The organism is Variovorax sp., from assembly GCF_965279555.1.
GTDB lineage: Bacteria > Pseudomonadota > Gammaproteobacteria > Burkholderiales > Burkholderiaceae_C > Variovorax.
This window is the reverse complement of the sequence record NZ_OZ257247.1, coordinates 4,395,410-4,415,873: the sequence shown is the minus strand read 5'-3', so window position 1 is coordinate 4,415,873 and position 20,464 is coordinate 4,395,410. Positions and strand designations below refer to the sequence as shown.

General features: G+C 69.0%; 22 protein-coding genes. 9 read left to right on the top strand and 13 right to left on the bottom strand.

From position 1 onward, the window contains the following. Positions 1-28: 28 nt before the first annotated feature. The 7 genes from ACQY8B_RS20770 to ACQY8B_RS20740 are packed head-to-tail and all read left to right on the top strand — an operon-like array spanning position 29 to position 6,648. Positions 29-418: a nuclear transport factor 2 family protein gene (locus tag ACQY8B_RS20770; RefSeq protein ID WP_422088439.1), complete on the top strand. Its 390-nt coding sequence runs from the start codon at positions 29-31 to the stop codon at positions 416-418. Between the two features lie 49 nt (positions 419-467). Continuing rightward, positions 468-1,970, top strand: coding sequence for an aldehyde dehydrogenase family protein (locus ACQY8B_RS20765; RefSeq protein WP_422088438.1), 1,503 nt, complete (start codon positions 468-470; stop codon positions 1,968-1,970). 38 nt (positions 1,971-2,008) lie between these two features. Beyond that, on the top strand, positions 2,009-3,277 hold the full coding sequence (locus tag ACQY8B_RS20760) for an ABC transporter substrate-binding protein (protein ID WP_422088437.1): 1,269 nt from the start codon (positions 2,009-2,011) through the stop codon (positions 3,275-3,277). Between the two features lie 12 nt (positions 3,278-3,289). Beyond that, a complete protein-coding gene (locus ACQY8B_RS20755) occupies positions 3,290-4,159 on the top strand; it encodes a branched-chain amino acid ABC transporter permease (protein ID WP_422088436.1) in 870 nt (289 codons plus the stop codon). Then, positions 4,156-5,229, top strand: a complete 1,074-nt coding sequence (locus tag ACQY8B_RS20750) for a branched-chain amino acid ABC transporter permease (protein ID WP_422088435.1) — start codon at positions 4,156-4,158, stop codon at positions 5,227-5,229. Before ACQY8B_RS20755 ends, ACQY8B_RS20750 begins: the two co-directional genes overlap by 4 nt. Next, positions 5,226-5,933, top strand: coding sequence for an ABC transporter ATP-binding protein (locus ACQY8B_RS20745; RefSeq protein WP_422088434.1), 708 nt, complete (start codon positions 5,226-5,228; stop codon positions 5,931-5,933). Before ACQY8B_RS20750 ends, ACQY8B_RS20745 begins: the two co-directional genes overlap by 4 nt. Before the next feature lie 7 nt (positions 5,934-5,940). Then, positions 5,941-6,648: an ABC transporter ATP-binding protein gene (locus ACQY8B_RS20740; RefSeq protein WP_422088433.1), complete on the top strand. Its 708-nt coding sequence runs from the start codon at positions 5,941-5,943 to the stop codon at positions 6,646-6,648. A 20-nt stretch (positions 6,649-6,668) separates the two neighbouring features. Here the strand turns inward: ACQY8B_RS20740 and ACQY8B_RS20735 are convergent, their stop codons facing one another. The 7 genes from ACQY8B_RS20735 to ACQY8B_RS20705 all read right to left on the bottom strand — a co-directional run bounded on the left by ACQY8B_RS20735 (position 6,669) and on the right by ACQY8B_RS20705 (position 11,459). Further along, entirely contained in the window at positions 6,669-6,971 is a 303-nt protein-coding gene (locus ACQY8B_RS20735) for a hypothetical protein (protein WP_422088432.1), read from the bottom strand. Positions 6,972-7,137: 166 nt separating this feature from the next. Next, positions 7,138-7,575 carry a type II 3-dehydroquinate dehydratase gene (aroQ, locus tag ACQY8B_RS20730; RefSeq protein WP_422088431.1) on the bottom strand — a complete coding sequence of 146 codons (438 nt, stop codon included), beginning with the start codon at positions 7,573-7,575 and terminating at the stop codon, positions 7,138-7,140. A 22-nt stretch (positions 7,576-7,597) separates the two neighbouring features. Next, positions 7,598-8,419, bottom strand: coding sequence for a shikimate dehydrogenase (gene aroE / locus ACQY8B_RS20725; RefSeq protein ID WP_422088430.1), 822 nt, complete (start codon positions 8,417-8,419; stop codon positions 7,598-7,600). Between the two features lie 10 nt (positions 8,420-8,429). Beyond that, complete coding sequence (locus tag ACQY8B_RS20720) at positions 8,430-9,659, bottom strand: CaiB/BaiF CoA transferase family protein (protein ID WP_422088429.1); 1,230 nt, start codon at positions 9,657-9,659, stop codon at positions 8,430-8,432. Next, the gene (locus ACQY8B_RS20715) at positions 9,656-10,108 is read right to left on the bottom strand and encodes a MaoC family dehydratase (protein WP_258355227.1); all 453 of its coding nucleotides are present in this window, start codon (positions 10,106-10,108) and stop codon (positions 9,656-9,658) included. Before ACQY8B_RS20715 ends, ACQY8B_RS20720 begins: the two co-directional genes overlap by 4 nt. A 41-nt stretch (positions 10,109-10,149) precedes the next feature. Then, positions 10,150-10,533 carry a VOC family protein gene (locus ACQY8B_RS20710; protein WP_422088428.1) on the bottom strand — a complete coding sequence of 128 codons (384 nt, stop codon included), beginning with the start codon at positions 10,531-10,533 and terminating at the stop codon, positions 10,150-10,152. Next, entirely contained in the window at positions 10,530-11,459 is a 930-nt protein-coding gene (locus tag ACQY8B_RS20705; RefSeq protein ID WP_422088427.1) for a ketopantoate reductase family protein, read from the bottom strand. The genes ACQY8B_RS20710 and ACQY8B_RS20705 overlap by 4 nt, the downstream gene beginning before the upstream one ends. Positions 11,460-11,561: 102 nt before the next feature. On the opposite strand from ACQY8B_RS20705, the gene ACQY8B_RS20700 reads away from it, so the two are divergent. Further along, on the top strand, positions 11,562-12,527 hold the full coding sequence (locus ACQY8B_RS20700; RefSeq protein WP_422088426.1) for a LysR family transcriptional regulator: 966 nt from the start codon (positions 11,562-11,564) through the stop codon (positions 12,525-12,527). Here ACQY8B_RS20700 and ACQY8B_RS20695 read toward each other — a convergent pair. Both ACQY8B_RS20695 and ACQY8B_RS20690 read right to left on the bottom strand, forming a co-directional pair. After that, the gene (locus ACQY8B_RS20695; RefSeq protein WP_422088425.1) at positions 12,524-13,507 is read right to left on the bottom strand and encodes a helix-turn-helix domain-containing protein; all 984 of its coding nucleotides are present in this window, start codon (positions 13,505-13,507) and stop codon (positions 12,524-12,526) included. The genes ACQY8B_RS20700 and ACQY8B_RS20695 overlap by 4 nt on opposite strands. A 131-nt stretch (positions 13,508-13,638) precedes the next feature. Next, positions 13,639-14,574 carry a LysR family transcriptional regulator gene (locus ACQY8B_RS20690; RefSeq protein WP_422088424.1) on the bottom strand — a complete coding sequence of 312 codons (936 nt, stop codon included), beginning with the start codon at positions 14,572-14,574 and terminating at the stop codon, positions 13,639-13,641. An 80-nt stretch (positions 14,575-14,654) separates the two neighbouring features. Here ACQY8B_RS20690 and ACQY8B_RS20685 point away from each other — a divergent pair, with 80 nt between their 5' ends. After that, complete coding sequence (locus ACQY8B_RS20685) at positions 14,655-15,374, top strand: SDR family oxidoreductase (protein WP_422088423.1); 720 nt, start codon at positions 14,655-14,657, stop codon at positions 15,372-15,374. A 10-nt stretch (positions 15,375-15,384) separates the two neighbouring features. Here ACQY8B_RS20685 and ACQY8B_RS20680 read toward each other — a convergent pair whose 3' ends face one another. From ACQY8B_RS20680 to ACQY8B_RS20665, 4 genes are all read right to left on the bottom strand, one after another. Next, complete coding sequence (locus ACQY8B_RS20680) at positions 15,385-16,725, bottom strand: MFS transporter (RefSeq protein ID WP_422088422.1); 1,341 nt, start codon at positions 16,723-16,725, stop codon at positions 15,385-15,387. Between the two features lie 84 nt (positions 16,726-16,809). After that, positions 16,810-17,415: a class I SAM-dependent methyltransferase gene (locus ACQY8B_RS20675; RefSeq protein WP_422088421.1), complete on the bottom strand. Its 606-nt coding sequence runs from the start codon at positions 17,413-17,415 to the stop codon at positions 16,810-16,812. Positions 17,416-17,434: 19 nt separating this feature from the next. After that, positions 17,435-18,127, bottom strand: coding sequence for a thioredoxin family protein (locus ACQY8B_RS20670; RefSeq protein WP_422088420.1), 693 nt, complete (start codon positions 18,125-18,127; stop codon positions 17,435-17,437). Positions 18,128-18,221: 94 nt separating this feature from the next. Continuing rightward, on the bottom strand, positions 18,222-20,441 hold the full coding sequence (locus tag ACQY8B_RS20665; RefSeq protein WP_422088419.1) for a protein-disulfide reductase DsbD family protein: 2,220 nt from the start codon (positions 20,439-20,441) through the stop codon (positions 18,222-18,224). Between the last annotated feature and the right edge of the window lie 23 nt (positions 20,442-20,464).

The window sequence follows — 20,464 nt, the reverse complement described above, 5'->3', positions numbered from 1 at the left end:
TCGCTGTCACACCCAGGAGCCTCGATTCATGCGCACGCCCCACCAGATCGTTGCCGATCACTACGCCGCTTCCGACCGGCAAGACCTCGATGCCATGTTCGCCGACGTGGCCGACGACGTGCAGTGGACCGAGATGGCCGGCTTCCCCTGCGCCGGCACGCACGTCGGCCCGGCGCAGGTGATCGAGAAGGTCTTCAAGGCGCTGGGCGCCGAGTGGGAGGGCTACCGCTTCGTGCTGGAGCGGCTGGTCGACGGCGGCGACACCGTGGTCGGCATCGGCGAGTACCACGGCCGCAACCGCGCCACCGGCAAGGCCATGCACGCGCGCGTCACCCATGTGTGGCAGGTGCAGGGCGGCAAGGTGCGGCGCTTCGAGCAGTTCACCGACACCCTGCTCGTGGCGCGCGCCATGCAGTGACAGCACTTTCTTCTTTCTCTTTTTCAACGCATCGCCCCGGAGCCTCTTCATGAATCTGCGAGACCTGTCGATCGAACACCTCGGCCAGGTGGGCCTGCTGGCACAGCGCCGGCGTGGCAACCACATCGACGGCCGCGAGGCGCCCCCCGCCGGCGGCAGCTACCTGCCGGTGGTCGACCCCGCCACCGAGATGACCGTGGCCGAGGCGCCCGACAGCGACGCGGCTGACGTGAACACCGCCGTCGCCAGCGCGCGCCGCACCTTCGAGAGCGCCGCATGGAAATCGCTGCGCCCTGCCGACCGCGAGCGCATGCTCTACACGCTGTCGACGCTGATCGAATCGCACGCCGATGAACTCAGCGCGCTCGAGACGCTGCAAAGCGGCAAGCTGCGCGGCATCGCGCGCATGGTCGATGTGGGCGCAGGCGCCGAGTTCGTGCGCTACATGGCGGGCTGGGCCACCAAGCTCGAAGGCCAGACGCTGGACAATTCCATCGGCATTCCGGGTCCGCAGTGGGTGACCTACACGCGGCGCGAACCGGTCGGCGTGGTGGGCGCCATCGTGCCTTGGAACTTTCCGCTGGCCATCGCGCTGTGGAAGGTCGCGCCCGCGCTCGCGGCAGGCTGCACCGTGGTGCTCAAGCCTTCGGAGGAAACACCGCTCACCGCGCTGCGGCTGGCCGAACTGGCCATCGAGGCGGGCTTTCCGCCGGGTGCGCTCAACGTGGTGTGCGGACGCGGCGCCACGGCCGGCGCCGCGCTCGCTGCGCATCCGGACATCCGCAAGATCAGCTTCACCGGATCGACCGGCGTGGGCCGGCAGATCGGCCATGCCGCCGTCGACAACATGGCGCGCTTCACGCTGGAGCTGGGCGGCAAGTCGCCGCTGATCGTGCTCGACGACGCCGACCCGGCGGCAGCGGCGCAAGGCGCGGCCAATGGCATCTTCTTCCACCAGGGGCAGGTGTGCACCGCGGGCTCGCGCGTGTATGTGCAGCGCGGCATCTTCGACAAGGTAGTGGCGCAACTCGCGCAGGCGGCCGAAGGGCTGCACATCGGCTCGGGCTTCGATCCGCAGGCGCAGTTCGGCCCGCTCGTCTCCAGGCGCCACATGGACCGCGTGATGGCGCACATCGACGGTGCGGTGGCCGAGGGCGCGACGCTGGTCACCGGCGGCGGCCGGGCCTTCGATGGCGGCTGCTTCGTGAAGCCCACCGTGTTCGTCGACGCAAAGCCTTCGATGCGCATCGTGCGCGAGGAGGTGTTCGGCCCGGTCGCGACGGTCGTTCCCTTCGACGACGTGGAAGACGCGATCCGCATGGCCAACGACAGCGCCTACGGCCTGGCCGCCAGCGTGTGGTCCAACAGCCTCTCGGCCGTGCACCGCATCGTGCCGCGCCTGCAGGCGGGCGTGGTCTGGGTCAACGCGCACAACGTGCTCGACAACGCACTGCCGCTGGGCGGCGTGAAGCAGTCGGGCTATGGGCGCGACCTGGGGCGCGCGGCGGTCGAGAGCTTCACCGAGCTCAAGAGCGTGTGCATGGCGGTGTAGCCGCCGGGTTCCGGTCACAAGAAAAGGAGACATCCATCATGAAGAAGATCCAGAAGAAGATTGCGCTGTCCGTCGCGGTCGGCGCCATGGGTATCGCGGGCGCGGGCAGTGCATGGGCACAGTCGGGCCCCGACTGCGGCCTCAACACCGGCAAGCCCGCGACGGGCGAGCCCATTCCCATCGGCGCGGTGGTCGGCAAGACCGGCCCCGACGACTTCAGCGCCTCGGGCCAGGCGGCGGCCGCGTACTTCAAGTGCGTGAACGCCAACGGCGGCATCAACGGCCGCCCGGTCGACTACATCGTGGTCGACGACCAGTGGAACCCGGAGACCGCCGCGCAGGTCGCCTCCAAGCTCGTGAAGGACCGCAAGGTGGTCGCGCTCGCGGGCAGCACCAGCTTCGTGGAGTGCGGCGCCAACGCCAAGATGTACGCCGATGAGGGCGTGATGGTCATCGCCGGCACCGGCGTGCCGCGCGAGTGCTTCAACGCGCGCAACTACGTGCCGGTGAACGCGGGGCCGCGCGTGTCGGCCACCATCGCCGCCATGTACGCCGCGCAGAAGTACAAGGCCAGGAAGATGGTCTGCATCATTCCGAACATCCCCAGCCTGGGCAACTGGGCCTGCGAAGGGCCGAAGGAGTGGGGCAGGAAGAACGGCGTGGAGGTCGAGACCATCGCCATCGACCCCGGTTCGGCCGACGCCACCTCCACCATGCTGCAGGCCGCCGCGAAGAAGCCCGACACCATCATCATGAACGTGCCCAAGGGCATCCTGGTGCCTATGCTGGCGGCCGCCGAGCAGCAGAACATCGGCAGGAAGATCCACTTCGTGTCGGCCGCGCCGGCCTACAACACCGACGTGCCCAAGGCCATCGGTCCCTACTGGAAGGGCAACTTCGACGTCAACCTCGAATTCAACCCGCTCGAATCTGCCGGCCCCGACAACAAGAACTGGCTCGCGGTGATGGACAGGTACGGCGCGAAGAGCGATCCGCGCGACACCTTCTCGCAAGGCGGCTACGTGGCGGCGCGCATCGTGACGCAGGCGCTCCTGAAGATGGACCCGAAGAAGATCGACCGCGCCGGCGTGACCGATGCGCTTCGCAAGGTGAGCGACTTCAGGAGCGACATCCTCTGCAAGCCCTTCTACGTGGGCAACGGCAACCGCCACAACGCCAACAACAGCGGCCCGGTCGCCAGCCCCGACGGCAACGGCTGGCGCTTCGCCCCCGGCGGCTGCCTGACGGCGGACGACCCGGAGCTGGTCGACATCCGCGCCGACGAGCAGAAGATGGGCCTGAAGTAGGCGCGCCCGGCCATGGACGACTACCTGCCTTTCGTCATCTCGGGCCTGGGCCTGGGCGCGGTGTATGCGCTTTCCGGCGTGGGGCTGGTGGTGCTCTACCGGTCTTCGGGCGTGCTGAACTTCGCCTTCGGTGCCATCGGCGCAATCGGTGCCTACGTGGCCTGGTCCATGCTCGAAGCGGACTGGCCGCAGGCGCTGGCGTGGTCCGCCGCAATCGTCACGTCGATGCTGCTGTCGCTGGCGTACGGACGGCTGCTGGCGCCGCGGCTCTCGCACCGCGACCCGACCATCCGCAGCATCGCGACACTGGGCTTCGCGCTGGTGGTGGTCGGCTTCACCGAGTGGTACTGGGGCGAGCAGCCGCGCCGGCTGGTGCTGCCGACCGACGCGGGCGCCATCGACTTCGTGCTGGGCGAAGTCGAGGTGCGGCTTACCCACACCCGTGCGTTGGGGCTCGCGCTGGCCGTGCTGATGATGGGCGGCGTGGGCCTGCTGCTGTCGAAGACGCGCGTGGGCCTGAAGATGCGCGCGCTGGCCAATGACCGCGACCTGAGCGCGCTGCTCGGCATCCGCGTGCTGGGCGTCGACACGGTGGCCTGGGTGCTCAGCGGCGCCTTCGCCGGCGTGTGCGGGCTGCTGCTTGCCAACATCGTGCGGCTGCAGGCCACGCTGCTGACCTTCCTGGTGATTCCGGCCTTTGCCGCCGCCATCATCGGCCGCCTGCACTCGCTGCCGGCCACTGTGGCGGGCGGCATCGCCATCGGCGTGCTGGAGGCGCTGGCGATCACGGTGCCGGGCTTCGCGGCGTTCCGCACGGCCACGCCGTTCCTGATCGCGCTGGCGATGATCGTGTTCTATCGCACCGGGACGCGGCAGGCATGAGCGCTTCTTCGACCATCGCCGGGGCCGTGCCGGCGCATGACGTGCAGGGGCCACCGGCTTCGCTCGCGCAAGCATCGCGCCGCGCGCGCATCTCGCTGGCGGTGATGGTGGGCTGCGTGCTGCTCATCGGGCTCGTCGTGCCGTGGCTGGCCAATGCCTACTGGATCAAGACGCTCACTTCATCGCTCGCGCTGTCGATCGCGGCGGCCGGCGTGGCGCTGCTCTACGGGCAGCTCGGGCTGGTGTCGCTGTGCCAGTACGCGCTGCTCGGCGCCGGCGGCTGGATCGCCTTGCGCGCGGGACACGGCCTGGGCTGGCCCTTCGAGCTGTCGGTGCTCGCGGGCGGGCTGCTGTCGTGCGTGGTGGGCATGCTGGCGGGGCTGCCGGCGCTGCGGCTCAAGGGGCTGTACCTGGCGCTCGTGACGATGATGATGGCGGGCGGCTTCCAGGTGCTCATCAACGTCACGGGCTTTCCCGACGGCGGCGCGGGATGGCTGGGCCGGGTGTTCGGCAGCGAGCGGCTGATGATGCCCAGGCCCGCGCTGGCGCTGTCCGACGCGGCGTACTTCCGCTACGTGGCAGTGTGGCTGGCGGCGGTGCTGGCGCTGATCGAACTGCACCGGCGCACGCGCGCCGGGCGCTCGTGGGCGCTGATCCGGCGCGGCGAGGCGGCGGCCGTGGCGGCCGGCGTGAACATCCTGCGCTACCAGACCTGGGCCTTCGGCCTCGCGGGCTTCTGCGCCGGCGTGGCGGGCGCATTGCTTGCTGGTGGCGTGGGGCAGCTCGACGGACGCGCCTTCACCGCCGGCGACTCGGTGATGCTGTTCGCGCTCACGGTGGTGGGAGGGGTCTACAACTGGGCGGGCGCACTGATTGCCGGCCTGCTGCTTCGCGCGGTGCCGGCGCTGCTGACGGACTTCGGGGTGAATGGCTATCTGGCGATGATCTTCTTCGGCGTGGCGCTGCTGCATGCCCTCATCACCGCGCCGAGCGGTATCGCGGGGCAACTGCTCGGCGCCTTCGCCGCAGTGCGCCGGCGGCTGCTTGGCGGCAAGGATGCCGCGCCATGATCCGCATCAGCGATCTCACCGTCGCCTTCGGCGGCGTCAAGGCCATCGACGCGCTGAGCGCCGAGCTCGATGCGCCGGTGTGCGGCCTCATCGGCCCCAACGGCGCGGGCAAGACCACGCTGGTCAACGTGCTCAGCGGCCTCGTGCTGCCGCGCAGTGGCTCCGTTGCAGTGGACGGCGCCGACCTGCTGGGCCTGAAGCCCATCGAGCGCGTGCGCTTCGGCCTGCGCCGGTCGTTCCAGACCGAGCAGGTGGTGGAAGACTTGAGCGTGTGGGACAACGTGCGCGCCCTGCTCGACCATGTGCCGCATGCGCGCGGCGATGCGGTGGCGCAGGTCACGCGCGCGCTGGCGCACACCGGCCTGCTCGATGCGGCCACGGTGGCAGGCCATCGGCTCAACCTGTTCCAGCGCCGCATGCTGGAGATCGCGAAGTCGCTGGTGGGCGCGCCCAAGCTGCTCCTGCTCGACGAACCCGGCGCGGGCCTCACCGAACAGGAGGCCGGCACGCTGCGCCGCGTGATCGGCTCGGTGCACGCTTTCTGCGGCGCGCAGGTGCTGCTGATCGACCACGACGTCGACCTGATCGCGGCCACCTGCACGCAGACCCTGGTGCTCGATTTCGGCCGCCGCCTCGCGCTCGGCCCGACGCGACAGGTACTCGACGACCCGGCCGTGCGCAAGGCCTACCTCGGAACGGAGTGACAAGCACATGCTGAGCGTGAACGATCTGCGCCTGCAGCGCGGCGGCAAGGCGGTACTGCACGGCATCGACCTGCAGGTGCCGCCCGGCGAAGTGACGGCGCTGCTGGGGGCGAACGGCGCGGGCAAGTCCAGCACGGTGATGGCCATCGGCGGCGTGCTGCCACTCGCGGGCGGACGCATCGAGGTCGAGGGCCATGCGCTGCACGGACAGCGGCCCGAGCGCGTGCGTGCGCTCGGCGTGGCGGTGGTGCCCGAGGGCCACCGCGTGCTGGGCGATCTCTCGGTGCTCGACAACCTGCGCGCCGCCGCCACGGCGTTGCCCGCTGCGCGCGTGGCCGATGCGGTGGAGCAGGTGCTCGCGGTGTTTCCGGAATTGCGCGTGAAGCTTGCGCTGCCCGCGCGTTCGCTCTCGGGCGGCCAGAAGCAGATGGTCTGCATCGCGCAGGCGCTGATCGGCAGGCCGCGCTACCTGGCCATCGACGAACTCTCGCTGGGGCTCGCGCCCACGGTGGTCAAGCGGCTGGTGGAGGTGGTGCAGCAGGTCGCGCGCGAAGGCATGGGCGTGCTGCTGATCGAACAGTTCACCACGGTGGCGCTCGCGGTGTCGAGCCGCGCCTACGTGCTGGAGCGTGGCCGCATGGCCTTCGCAGGCTCGTCGGAAGAACTGCGCAGCCGGCCGGAGATACTGCACAGCAGCTATCTCGCGGCGGCTTGAAGAACGCCTGCCGGCGCGGCTTACTTGGGCGTGGCGCCGGGCTTGGGCACGCTGTGCGGCTTGGCCTCGCGCGCCTCGGCGCGGGCTTCGCCGGCTTTCTCCGTCTTGCTGGGCGCCGGTACTGCGGAGCCTTCGCCGCGCGCGGTGCCGCCGTCCTTGATGCGCACCGCACCAGGCTGCCTGTTGTTCTTCTTCGCTTCAGCGGCGGCCTGCGGCTTGCTGTCGAAGTCGGCTTCGGCTTCCGCGCTGTGGGCGTGCGGTTGCTGCGCGAAGGCGGTGGAGAAGAAGGCGAGGGTGCCCAGGGCGATCAGGGTGCGTTTCACGAGGAGTTCCTTTCTGTGGAGTTGGTGGAACCGACTCTAGAAAGGCTGCCTGCGCGGCAGACCGACACCGGAATTACGCTTTCGTCATGCGCGTATCCCCGAACATCGGGATTGCGCTGGCGCTTTGCGCTTCGGATCCCCCTTTGCCCGCCAACAACTCGCTGGTTCAGCCTCGCGCCGCCGTCACCGCCGCGCGCAGGCCGAGCAGGTAGCTGTCCACGCCGAAGCCGCAGACCTGTCCTTTCACGATCTCGGCGAACACCGAGTGATGGCGAAACGTCTCGCGCGCATGGATGTTCGACATGTGCAGCTCGACGACCGGCACGGTGAGGATCGCCAGCGCGTCGCGAATGCCGTAGCTGTAGTGCGTCCAGGCACCGGCGTTGATGAGCACCGCGTCCACGCCCTCGGTGAAGCCGCGGTGGATACGCTCGCACATCGCGCCTTCGCAATTGGTCTGGAAGCTCTCGACCTCGGTGCCTAGCTCCTTGCCGAGTGCCTGTAATTGCGCGTCGATCTCGGCCAGCGTCACCGTGCCGTATTGCTTCGGGTCGCGCTTGCCGAACATGTTGTGGTTGATGCCGTGCAGCATGAGGATCTTCATGGGGCGTCTCCAGGTCGCCGGGTCAGGCCAGGGGAATGGTCATGCGGTCGATGAGGCTGCGCGTGTCGGGCCGCACGCCACGCCACCACAGGAAGGCTTCCGCCGCCTGTTCCACGAGCATGCCGACGCCGTCTGCCAGTTTCGGCACACCGACGTTCTGCGCCAGCCGCAGGAAGGGCGTCAGGCCCTTGCCGTAGGCGAGCTCGTAGGCCAGCCTCGCACCCTGCAGCGCCTGCGCGGGCAGGGGCGGCAATTCGGCCCTGAGGCTCGCGGAGGTGCCGTTGATGACGATGTCGAATCGCTCGCCTGCCAGATCGCCGTAGCCGCAGCCTTGCACTCGGCCATGCCCGGCAAACTGCTTTGCAAGGTCGATGGCCTTTGTCTCCGTGCGGTTCGCCAATACGACCACGCTCGGTTGCTGCGCGAGAAAGGGCAACAGCGCGCCACGCACCGCGCCGCCCGCGCCGAGCACCAGCATGCGCGCGCCCTCGAGCGGGAAGCCCAGGTTGCGCTGGATGTCGTTGGTCAGGCCCACGCCGTCGAAGTTGTCGGCAAGGATGCGCTCGCCTTCGAACTTGAGCGCATTGGTGGCGCCGGCGAGCTCGGCGCGTTCGAGCCGTTCGGTGGCCAGTGCATAGGCCTGCAGCTTGAACGGGGCGGTGACGTTCATTCCGCGTCCGCCCGCCGTGCGGAATGCGTGCACGTCGTCGGCGAAGCGCTCCAGCGAGCCTTCGATCGCGCTGTAGTCGATGTCCTGGCCGGTCGCCTGCGCGAAGCTGCCGTGGATCATCGGCGACTTGGTGTGCCCTATCGGGTTGCCGATCACGGCGTACTTGTCGGTCATGGCTGTTTCCTTACTTGCTGTAGAGCACGCCGTCGGCCTGCATGTCGGCGATCTGCGCGGCGTCGAAGCCGAGGCTCGCCGCGATTTCCGCGTTGTGCTCGCCCAGTTCGGGCGCCACCTGCGTGATCGAGGTGTCGCAGCCCGACATGTGGAAGGGCAGGTTCGGCAGGCGGATCTTTCCGAGCACCGGATGCGCCTGCTCGACCACCATGCCGCGCGCATGGATCTGCGGATCGGCCAGCACTTCGTCGATGCGCTGAACCTTGGCGGCAGGCACGTCGATGCCGTCCAGCATCTTCAGCACCTGCGCGACCGGCCGCGCCGCCACCCACGGCTTCACCACCTCGAGGATCCCGGCGCGATGGGCATTGCGCCCGGCCGAAGCGTGCAGCCGCGTGTCGCTGCCGAAGCCCGCGGGGCCGCCGTTCTGCTCGACCAGCGCGGCAAAGCGCTTCCAGGCGTCGTCCACCTGCGCGGCGATCACGAGGTCGCCGTCCTGCGCGCGGAACACGCCGTAGAGCGTGGAATTGGGCATGTCGTGCCCGGTCTGCACCGGCACTTCCTGTCCGTTGGAGAGCGTGTAGCACTGCACCGCGTACTCGTGCATGGACACCAGCGTGTCGTACAGCGCCATGTCGATGTGCTGCCCGCGGCCGGACTTCACCCGTCCCAGCAGCGCGGCGTTGATTGCGGCGACCGCGTGGATGCCGGTGTACATGTCGCCCAGCGAGATGCGCAGCAGCGGCGGTGCTTCGCCCGGGTTGCCGACCATCTGCATGATGCCGCTCTTGGCTTCCGCGATGAGGCCGAAGCCGGCGCGGTGCGAGTCGGGGCCGGTGTGGCCGTAGGCCGAGATCGAGCAGTACACCAGGCCGGGGTTGGTCTCGGCGAGTTCGGCATAGCCCAGGCCCAGCTTGTCGAGCGCGCCGGGGCGGTAGTTCTCGACGAACACGTCGGCGCTGTCGACCAGCTTCTTCATCAGTGCCCGGCCGCGCGGGTCCTTCGTGTTCACGCTGAGGCCCTTCTTGCCCATGTTCTGCTGCAGGAAATAGCCGCTGTGGTCGCCGACGAACCACGCATGCTGACGTCCTGCATCGCCCGTGCCGGGACGCTCGACCTTGATGACTTCCGCACCGAGCGCGGCAAGGCAGCGGCCGACGTAGGGCCCGGCCAGGAAGTGGCTGTAGTCGACGACGCGGAAGCCGGCCAGCGGCAACGCTTGTTTTGGCGACGCGCTCATGCCGGCTTCCTCGGCACCATCACGCGGTGCTCGCCCTTTTGCACGACCTCGTCGCGCTGGTTGATGAGCTCGGACGGCAGCACGAGGATGCCCCAGCCCGGCTTGCTCTTCGATTCGCGCTTGCTGCCGACGTGGAACTTCACGCGCACCGTGTCGCCGAGCTTGATGGGGGCCACGAAGCTCCATTCCCAGCCGAGCGACATGCCCGGCATGAAGCGCATGTCGCTCTTCGTCTTGAGCCCGTCGGCCACCGACAGGCCGAACAGCCCGTGCGCCACGCGGGTGCCGAAGGGCGTGGTGCGCGCATAGGCTTCGTCGGTGTGAACGGGGGTGTGGTCGCCGGTGAGGTCGGCATACGCCATCACGCGCGCCTCCGTCACTTCATAGGGCGGGCTGATGCACTCCTGGCCGACGACGGCGTCGTCCCAGTACTTGTCTTCGATGGTCAAGGCGGTCATGGTGTGTGTGTCTCTGTATTGGTGACGGTTCTTCAGGCGCGGGGATCGATGGCGAGCGCGCGCGCCACGGCGCCGGCGCTGGCCTGGATGAACTCGACGGCCAGGCCGTCCGGCAGGCGCAGCCAGTTGCGGCCCTGCGGCATTTCGGTCACGCCGAAGGCACGCGCGGCGGCGAGTGCGGCTTCGAGGTCTTCGCACATCACGCCGAGATGGCCGAGGCGGCCTTCAGGCCCTGCGTAGTCCGGCTTGGCCATGAACTGCATGCCGCCGAGGGTCCAGTACTGCACCGGCTCTTCGAGCGTGCCCTGCACTTCGCGCATCGTCATGCCGCAGACGTCGTGGAAGAACTTGATGTGCCAGTGGATGTCCTTCACCCAGATGGCGACGTGCTCCACATAGGCGCGCGGCGTGCTCATTTCGCCTCCAGCCGGCGTTCGATGCCCTTGATTGCCGCAACCAGCGTCTGGTTGACCGGCGTCGGCACGTTGTGCTGGAGCCCGGCGCGCACCACCGCGCCATTGATGAAATCGATCTCGGTGATTGAGCCCTTCTCCAGGCTCTGCAGCATCGAGGTCTTGAATTCGTAGGGCAGGCCTTCGGCGGCCATCACCCATGCATCGCGCGGCGATTTGATCGACAGCTTCACGCCGATGGCCCGCGCGACGGCCATGGCCTCGGCCACGGCGGCGATGGCCGTGGCCTCGATCTCGGGCACCGCGTAGAGGCTGCCGTACACCTGGCCCGTGATGCCGCTGAGCGCGCCGGTCGAGACGTTGATGAGCAGCTTGTCCCACATCACGCCCAGGATGTTGTCGCTGACCTCGCAAGGGAGTGCGGCGCGCTCGAACTCGGCCGCGACGGCCCTGGCGCGTTCGCTCACGCTGCCGTCGAGTTCGCCGATCACCGTGCGCTTGCCGCGCGTGCCTGCAATGACGCGGCCCGGGCCGAGCAGGACGCCGCCGACGTAGGTCTTGCCGGCCAGCACGTGCGCGCGGCCGGCGACGTCGGCCAGGATCTCCTCGTGGCCCATGCCGTTCTGCAGCGACATCAGCGCGGTGTCGGGTCCGACGATCGACAGCGCGCCTTCGATGGCCGAGCGCGTGTGGAAGGACTTGACCAGCACGATCACCAGGTCGGCCGGCGGCAGGCCCTCGACGCTGGTCGCTGCGCGCACCTTGACGCGGCGCTCCGAGTCGCCTTCCTTCATGAGGAGGCCGTCGCGCTGGATGGCGTCGACGTGCGCCTGGAACGGGTCTATGAGCGTGACGTCCGACCCGCCGGCGGCGAGCGTGCCGCCGATGGCGCAGCCGAGGGCGCCAGCGCCCAGGAAATAGATTTTCATGCCTGTCTCTCGAAGGAGTGTCTCGAAGGAATGCCTTGAAGATAGGTTTGGACGAACATCTCGTCCATGACATGGGGCAAATGGTCTACATTCCGTTTTGAAATGAATGCCGACGACGACAACCTCGATGCGAGCGCGGGCCTTCTCAGCCTCAAGCTGCTGCGCCTGTTCGACCTGATCTACACCACGCAGAGCGTGACGCGCGCGGCCGACCAGCTCGGCCAGAGCCAGCCGACGGTGAGCAACTGGCTGGGCCGGCTGCGCAGGCACCTGGGCGACGAGCTGTTCGTGCGCACCGCGGCAGGCATGCAGCCGACGCCGCGCGCGGACGAACTGATCGTTCCGGCGCGCGAGGCACTGGCGGCGCTGCGCCGCGTGGCCGCGCCGCAGGAAGTGTTCGATCCGTCGAGCGCCACACGGCGCTTTCGCATCTGCATGACGGATGCCAGCCACATCACGCTGCTGCCGCAACTGCTGGCGCATGTGCGCGCGGTGGGCCCGGGCATTCGCCTGGAGGCTGCGCGCATCGACGATCAGACCGGGCAGGCGCTGCAGTCAGGCCAGGCCGACCTCGCGATCGGACTGGTGCCGTGGCTCGAATCAGGTTTCTACCAACAGGTGTTGTATCCGCAGGATTGGGTGTGCCTGGTGAATGCACGGCATCCGCGCGTCGGCTCGAAGGGCATGGGCCTGCGCGACTACAAGGCCGAGGCGCACATCGGCATCGTCGGCGGCACGGGCGTGCAACTGCTGGAGGCTGCACTGCTGCGGCACCGCGTCGAGCGGCGCATCCTGCTGGAGCTGCCCGGCTTCCTGGGCCTGGCCGCCATCGTCTCGACCACCGACCTCGTGGCCACCGTGCCCCGCCAGATCGGCGAGACGCTGGCCCGCACCAACGGGCTCGCGGTGTTCGATTGCCCGGTGCCCGTGCCGCCCTTCACCGTCAAGCAGCACTGGCATGCGCGCTACAACCAGGACCCCGCGAATCGCTGGCTGCGCGGCCTGTGCGAGGGGCTCTTTGCCAGGAAGTCCAGGGCTCGCAAACAAGAGGAAGGCCGCAGAGCCTAGTGCGCGAGCATCGCTGAAGCTGCCGCGCTCCCGGTCTCGCGCCGCTGGAACTCGCGCGGCGACACGCCGTATTGCGCCTTGAACACGCGGCAGAAATGCGCGCTGCTGTTGAAGCCCCAGGCAAAGGCGATCTCCGACACCGACGTGCGACGGCCGGCCGCGTTGCGCAGCGCCTCGCTGCAGCGCTCGAGCCTCATCTGCCAGATGAAGCGGTCGAGCGTCTGTTCCTCGTCCTCGAACACGCGGTGCAGGTAACGTTTGGAGCAACGCAGCTGCTGCGCGATGAGATCGAGCGACAGGGCCGGGTCGGCGAGGTGCGTGTGCACGAACTGTTTCACGCGCGCCTTCAGCACGCCCGGCACCGGCTGCGCGCCGAACTGCTCGTCGGAGTGGGTGGCCAGCGTGGAGGCCAGCAGGCCCAGCACGGTGTCGCTGACCGAGCGGCCGACTGCGTTGGGCAGCGAGGGCAGCTGGTCGGCCAGCGAGGTGAGGAAGGAGCCGAGCACCGCGTAGAGCCCCTGCATGGCCGGCGTGTGCGCCTCGCAGGTGTGAAGGTCGGGGATCTTCATGCCCTTGAACTGCTGGCGCGGGATGGTGATGGCCAGCAGGCGCGAGCGCTCGGGGTTGGTGATGGCGTAGGGCACGCGCGGGTCGTACAGGCTCCAGTCGCCGGGGTGCAGGTGGAACTCGCGGTCGCGCTGCGAGATGTGGCCGTGGCCTTCTAGCTGCAGCACCAGCTTGTAGTGCTCGTCGAGCGCGATCTCGCTGCGCATGTCGGGCCGCGCCACGCGGTGCGAGGGCGCCTCGATCATGAACATGCCCAGCGGGCCGAGTTCGTAGGCGTCCATGCGCGCGTCGAAGGTGCCTGTGTCCAGGCACTGCACGTTCAGCGCGCCGAAGTAGCTGGTGTTGATCCGGCCCCAGCAGGCCTGCCGGTCGGCGGGGTGTTCGAGCAGCGTGCTGAAGTGGTGTGCGTTCATGCCGTGGGTTCCGTGGAGGGCGCCCGGAAGCGCTTCCGCAGGATAGGCACGCGGGGGCGCGACATCATCGGTGTTTCCACCCGGGACACCGTGGGTGCTGCGCTCCCGGTCAACGCACGGTGCGCGCTGGATCAACGCACGGGCTTCTCGCCGAACACCTCGGCCATGAGGCCGATCAGCCACTGCAGGCCTGGATCGCCGTCGCGCGCCCCCGCCCACAGCAGCGACACCTCGTAGGCCGGTGTTTCGAAAGGCAGCGGGCTCACCGCCAGCCCGAGCGCGTCGCGCCACGCGGCGGCGGCGAAGGTGGGCACGGTGGTGATGGCGGGCATCTGCCGCACGATGAAGGGGCTGGTCGCGAAGTTGCGGCTGGAGAACACGACCTGGCGCGCATGCCCCTGTTCGCGCAGCAGGTCGTCGACGAGGCCGCTCAGGTCGGCGCTGAACGAGGTCAGCAGGTGCGGGTGTCGCAGGTACTCCGCCAGCGTGATCTTCCTGCCCCGCGTCTTCACGAGCGCGGCGTTGTAGACGCAGACGAAGTGCCAGCCGAACAGCGCGCGCTGCCTGTGCCACGCGGCGCAGTCGGTGAAGACGCCCACGGCCAGTTCGATCTCGGCCGCGTCGAGCATGGCGGGGGCATTCGTGCGGTCGGCAGCGCGCGCGATGAGCCGCACGCCCGGCGCCTGTTCGGACAGCAGCTGCATGAGGCGGGGCATCAGCGCCACTTCGAGCGCATCGCTCAGGCCGATGCGCAACACGCGCTCGGCCTTGGACGGATCGAATACCGGCCGTGCGTGCAACGCCTGCTGCAGCGACAGCAGCAGCGGCTCGATGACGCGCGCGAGTTCGAGCGCGCGCGGAGTCGGTGTCATGCCGTGCGAGGTGCGCACGAACAGCTCGTCGCCCAGGGCCGCGCGAAGGCGCTTGAGCGCGCCGCTCAGGGCAGGCTGGCCGATGAACAGGCGCTGAGCCGCGCGCGTGACGCTGCGTTCGTGCAGCAGCGCGTGGAACACCAGCAGCAGGTTCAGGTCGAGCCGCCTGAAATCACTTTCGTTGATGTATTCCATGATTCCAAACGATTTGAATGATAGAGCGCCGCTGCCTAACCTGAAGGCACTTTCTTCATCAGTCATTCAAAGGAGTCGGCATGGCTTTGGAACAACAGACAGTGGTGGTGGTCGGCGGGTCGTCGGGCGTGGGGCTCGAGACCGTTCGCCGGATGGCGGCAACCGGCGCGCGCGTGATTGCGACCGGGCGCGACAACGACAAGCTGCAGGAGGCCATCGGCGGCCTGGGTGCGAACGTGAGCGGCGCGGCCTTCGACGCCCGCGACCGCGGCGCGCTCGATGCCTTCTTCGGGAAGACCGGGCCCGTCGATCACCTGGTGCTCACGCTCAGCGGTGGCGAGGGTGCGGGCGAGTTCGCGCAGCTCGATCTCCAGTCGCTGCGCAGCGGTTTCGAGGCCAAGTTCTGGCCGCAGCTCGAGGCGGCGCAGGCCGGCGCACGGGTGCTGCGCAAGGGCGGCAGCCTGACTTTCGTGACCGCGATTTCCGCGCGCAATTCGCTGCCCGGCACCGCGGGGCTGGCTGCGATCAACGGCGCGATCGAAGCGATGGTGGGCAGCCTGGCGCGCGAGCTGGCGCCGAGCCGGGTGAATGCCGTGTCACCGGGCCTCGTCGACACACCCTGGTGGAACCGCGTGCCCACCGCGATGAAGGACGACCTGTTCCGCCAGCAGGTCGAGACGCTGCCTGTCGGCCGCGTGGGGCGGCCGCAGGACGTGGCGCATGCGATCCAGTTCCTGATCGAGAACGGCTACACCACGGGCACGGTGCTCGAGTGCGACGGCGGCCTGCGGCTGGTGTGAAGAAGAAAAATCAGACCACCGGCACGCGCCCTGCGTCCGCCGGGTTCACGTTGCGCCGGTACAGCACCAGCGTCGCGATCAGGCCGCACACCGCGGCGGCCGTCATCCACAGGCCCGGCGCGCCCTTGTCGCCGGTCATCTCGATCAGGCCGGTGGCGATTGCCGGCGTGAAGCCGCCGAACACCGCGGTGGCCAGGCTGTACGCCAGCGAGAAGCCGGCCGTGCGCACGTTCACCGGCATCACTTCGGTCAGTGCCACCACCATCGCGCCGTTGTAGCTCGCATAGAGGAACGACAGCCACAGCTCGACCGCGAGCATGCGCGCGAAGCTCGGTTCGCCGACCAGCCACTTGAGCGCCGGATATGCCGTGAGGATGGTCAGCACCGTGAACAGTATCAGCAGCGGCTTGCGGCCCACGCGGTCCGACAGCGCGCCCATGATCGGCAGCCAGATGAAGTTGGAGATGGCCACGCACAGCGTGACGATCAGCGCGTCGGTGGTGCTCAGGTGCAGCACCGACTTGCCGAAGGTGGGGGTGTAGACGGTGATCAGGTAGAACGACACGGTGGTCATCGACACCAGCATCATCCCGGCGAGCACGAGGCCCCAGTTGGCGACCATCGACTGGAAGATCTCGCGCGCGTCGGGGCGGTGCTTGCGCGCCATGAACTCCTCGGTCTCCTGCAGCGAGCGGCGGATGATGAACAGCACCGGCACGATCAGGCAGCCCACGAAGAAGGGCACGCGCCAGTAGAAGTCGCCGATCTCCTGCGAAGTGAAGGTCACGTTGAGCCAGTAGCCGAGCGCGGCCGCGACGACGATGGCCACCTGCTGGCTGGCCGACTGCCAGCTCACGTAGAAGCCCTTGTGCCCCGGCGTGGCCATTTCCGACAGGTACACCGACACACCGCCCAGTTCCACGCCGGCCGAGAAGCCCTGCAGCAGCCGGCCGATGAGCACCAGCAGCGGCGCCGCCAGGCCGATGGTGGCGTAGGCCGGCACGCAGGCGATCAGCAGCGTGCCCACGGCCATCAGCGCGAGCGTGACGATCAGCCCCTTGCGGCGGCCGACGCGGTCGACGTAAGCGCCCAGGAAGATCGCGCCCAGCGGTCGCATCAGGAAGCCGGCGCCGAAGGTCATGAAGGTCAGCATCAGCGAGGCGAACTCGTTGCCGGCCGGGAAGAACGCCTTCGAGATCTGCGTGGCGTAGAAGCCGAACAGGAAGAAGTCGAACATCTCCATGAAGTTGCCGCCGGTCACGCGCAGGACGGTGGCGAATTTCGAGGAGCTTGCGGGCGAAGCGTGCACGGCGGCAGCGCCCTTTTGCGCGGTGGAAGGCGCGGGATTCATCTTGTTGTCCCCTGTGGCATGTATGTCTGCCAAGGGTAGGCCGGGCTTCCCGACCGCTGCCTGACTGCGCGGGTCAGGTAGCTGTCACGCGGGGCGCTGGAGGACCAGGAAACTCCAGCGCACGTCCGCGCGGTCGAGCATGTCCTCGCGCTCGCCCAGGAAGCGCTGCCGCAGTCCGTGCCGGTCCGCGAGTTCGGCGGTTTCCCGGGCGGATACGTCGAACATCCGGCGGCCTTGGGGCACGGGGCCGTGGCGCAGCGACATCGCGACCTGGCCGCCTTCGGCCACCAGCGCTGCCAGGGCTTCCATGGCAGCGGCGCGTTCGGCGGCGTCCAGGTGCATCCAGACGGCGGTCAGCAGGATCAGGTCGTGGCGCACGCCCAGCGCCCGTGTGCGGTGCAGGCCGGGCAGGTGGTCGTCGATCCACTCGATGGGCAGCGCGGCGTGGCGGCGCATGCCTTCGGCGCGCAGTTCGGGCGTGGGCTCGACCGCCACCACCCGATGACCCAGCGCGGCGAGCGCGGCGGCGTCGCGCCCGGAACCGGCGCCGATGTCCAGCACCCGGATTGGCGCGCTGGGAAACAGGTGCAGCACCTCGCGGTGGACGTCTTCGAAGCGCAGGCTTTCATACTGCTGCGCCAGCACCGCGGCATTGGCGCCGTAGCCGGCCGTTCCCCGGATTTCACTCATCAGGGCGTATCAGGTCGTATCAGGTCTTGTACTTGATCGAACAGCCGTAGGGCCGCGTGCTGGCCGCCGATATGGGCTTGCCGCCGAAGGCCTCGCCCAGCGCCTGGCTGACGTAGTTGGTCGCGGTCTTGATGTCGTCGGGCCGCGCCGAGGCGATGCTGTCGATGCCACCCGCGTACACCAGCGTGCCCTTGGGGTCGATGATGAAGATGTGCGGCGTGGTGCGCGCGCCGTAGACCTGGCCGATGAGGCCGTCTTCGTCCATCAGCACGGCGGTGGGGGCGGCCTTCTGCGACTTCATCCACGCGTCGAGCGCATCGGGCTTCAGGTAGTCGCTGGCGGCGCGCTCGGTGGAATTGATGGCGAGCCACACCACGCCCTTGTCGGTCGCGGCCTTCTGCGTGGCGGGCATGTTGCCGCTGCCGTAGTGCTTGCGCACGAAGGGGCAGCCGGGGTTGGTCCACTCGAGCACGACGAACTTGCCCGCGAAGTCGGACAGCTTGTGCTTGGCGCCGGTGGTGTCGACGGCAACGAAATCGGGCGCCTGCTGGCCCACGGCGGGGGCCGCGACGGCATTGGAGCCCATGAGGAAGGTGGCGCCCAGCGCCACGGCTGCCGCGACGACGGCGCGGCGGGAAGCCCGGCTCAAGGCGGCGCGGGCATGGCGCGCGGCACGAAGGGAACGCGAGTCTGTGGTTGGCGAAAGAGACATGGCCAGCTTGAACTCCAAAACAAAATTCCAAACAACAACTGCAGCTTAGAACGGTTTCTTCAAGTGCATGTGACAACCCATGTCACGCCGGTGGTCAAAGTGCGGCTATGGCGGCGCGCACTTCGTCCTTGCCCAGGATCTCGGTCAGCACGACCGGCGGCTTGCCCGGCGCCTGCAGCACGTACACCGGCACGCCGCTGCGGCCCAGGGCGGTGAGCGCCGCCGTGATGGCGGGGTCGCGCCGGGTCCAGTCGGCGCGCAGCATGGCGACCTTCTTGGCGTCGAAGTCGGCCAGCACCTGGGCGTCGGCCAGGGTGCTCTTCTTGTTGTACTGGCAGGTCACGCACCAGGCGGCGGTGAAGTCGATGAACACCGGCTGGCCCGCGCCCGACAGCTCGGCCACGCGCTCGGCCGACCACGGCTGCCAGCGCTGCGGCTGGCCGGTGCCGTCCGTCGAAGCCAGCCTGGCGGGCTCCACGACTTGCAACACATTGCGGCCGATGGCGGCGGTGAGCACCGCGGTGAAGGCGATCATCACGGCCGCGATCACGATCCGCGTGCGGCCCCGCAGCGTGAACGCCCAGACGATGGCGGCCATGCACACCAGCAGCGCCAGCAGCGTGCCGGCGCCGTCGATGCCGCTTTGCTGGCCCAGCACCCAGACCAGCCACGCCACGGTGGCGAACATCGGGAACGCGAGCAGGCGGCGCAGCGTGTGCATCCACGGTCCCGGCTTGGGCAGCAGGCGCGCCACGGCAGGCACGAAGCTGGCAGCCAGGTAAGGCAGCGCCAGCCCGAAGCCCAGCGCCGCGAACAGCAGCAAGGCCTGGGCGGCCGGCAGGCTGATCGCGAAGCCCAGCGATGCGCCCATGAAGGGCGCGGTGCACGGCGAGGCGATCACCACGGCGAGCACGCCAGAGAGGAAGTCGTTGGCCAGCGGATGCTTGGCCTGCGCGCTGCAGATCGACGACGGCGCGGCGCGGCCGAACTCGAACACGCCCGCCAGGTTCAGGCCGATCAGCGTGAACAGCGCGGCCAGCGCCGCCACCACGCCCGGCGATTGCAGCTGGAAGCCCCAGCCCAGTCCGGCGCCGGCCGCGCGCAGCGCCAGCATGGCGCCGCCCAGCGCGAGGAAAGACAGCATCACGCCGCCCGTGTAGGCCAGCCCGGCCCTGCGGTGCGCGCTGTCGTTGCCGGCCTGCCGCGCGAAGCCCAGCACCTTGATCGCGAGGATCGGGAACACGCAGGGCATCAGGTTGAGCAGCAGGCCGCCGATCAGGGCGCCCAGCAGGGCGGCCACGAAGGTGGTGGAAGAGGGGGCGGGCAGTTCGGCGGGCCTGGCCGCATTGGCTGCATTGGCGGTCAGCGCGGCCTGCAGCGCCGGCGACACCTCGGCGCGCGGCGCCGCGGTGGTGGGCCAGTTGCCGGTGACCGGCGATTCGGCGCGCCATGCGATGGGCTGGCCGGCCTGCCGGTCGGCTTCGGCCAGGGCCACCACCACCGGCATCACCGTGGGGCTGGCGCTGCGCTGGTCGGCCAGCGGGATGGTCGCGGTCCAGGTGCCGCCTTGCCAGGACTGGGTCCAGTCCTTGCCGGAGACGGCCGCGGTGCGGATCACCTCGGGGGTCTCCGGGAAGAAGCCCAGCGTCTTGCCCTGCGCGGCGGCGGGCAGGCCGTCGAGTCGCACCTTAATGTTGTGGCCGTCGACTTCCACGGCACCGGGCTGGGCCAGCGGCTGCGGTTGCGCGGCCTGTGCGGTGTCGAACTCGGCCTTGTGCAGCGCGGTCGAGCCCTGCAGCGGCAGGGACAGCGAGAAGGTGCCTTCCTCCGGAATGCACTCCTTGCGGCAGACCAGCCAGGATGCCTTGAGCTGGATGTCCATGGCCGGCGTGCTGCCGCCCAGCGCCATTGGCGGCTTGTAGAGCGTCGACACCTCCAGCGGCACCGGCAGCAGCACGGTGTTTTCGTAGCCGTAGTTGGCGAGGTTGCCGACCGGGATCTTCTCGGGCACCGGCCACGCGATCTCGCCGGTCGACACGCCGGCCGGCAGCGTCCAGGTCATTTCGGTGGGCAGGCCCGAATCGCCGGCGTTCTTCCAGTAGGTGTGCCACTCGGGCTGGTGCGTGATCTGCAGGCCGACCCACACCGGGCTGCCGGGCGCCACGCCGTCGTGGGCGTGGGCGATCAGTTCGGCCCGCACGTGCGGGGTTGTTACCACGGCGCCCGGCTTGGAGGCCAGCTGCGCCGCAGCCGGCATGCTGGCTGCGGCAGCTGCTATCAGAAGCGTAGCGAAATGGATGCGCGAAAAAATCATGCCGTGGGTCGGAGCAATCTGCG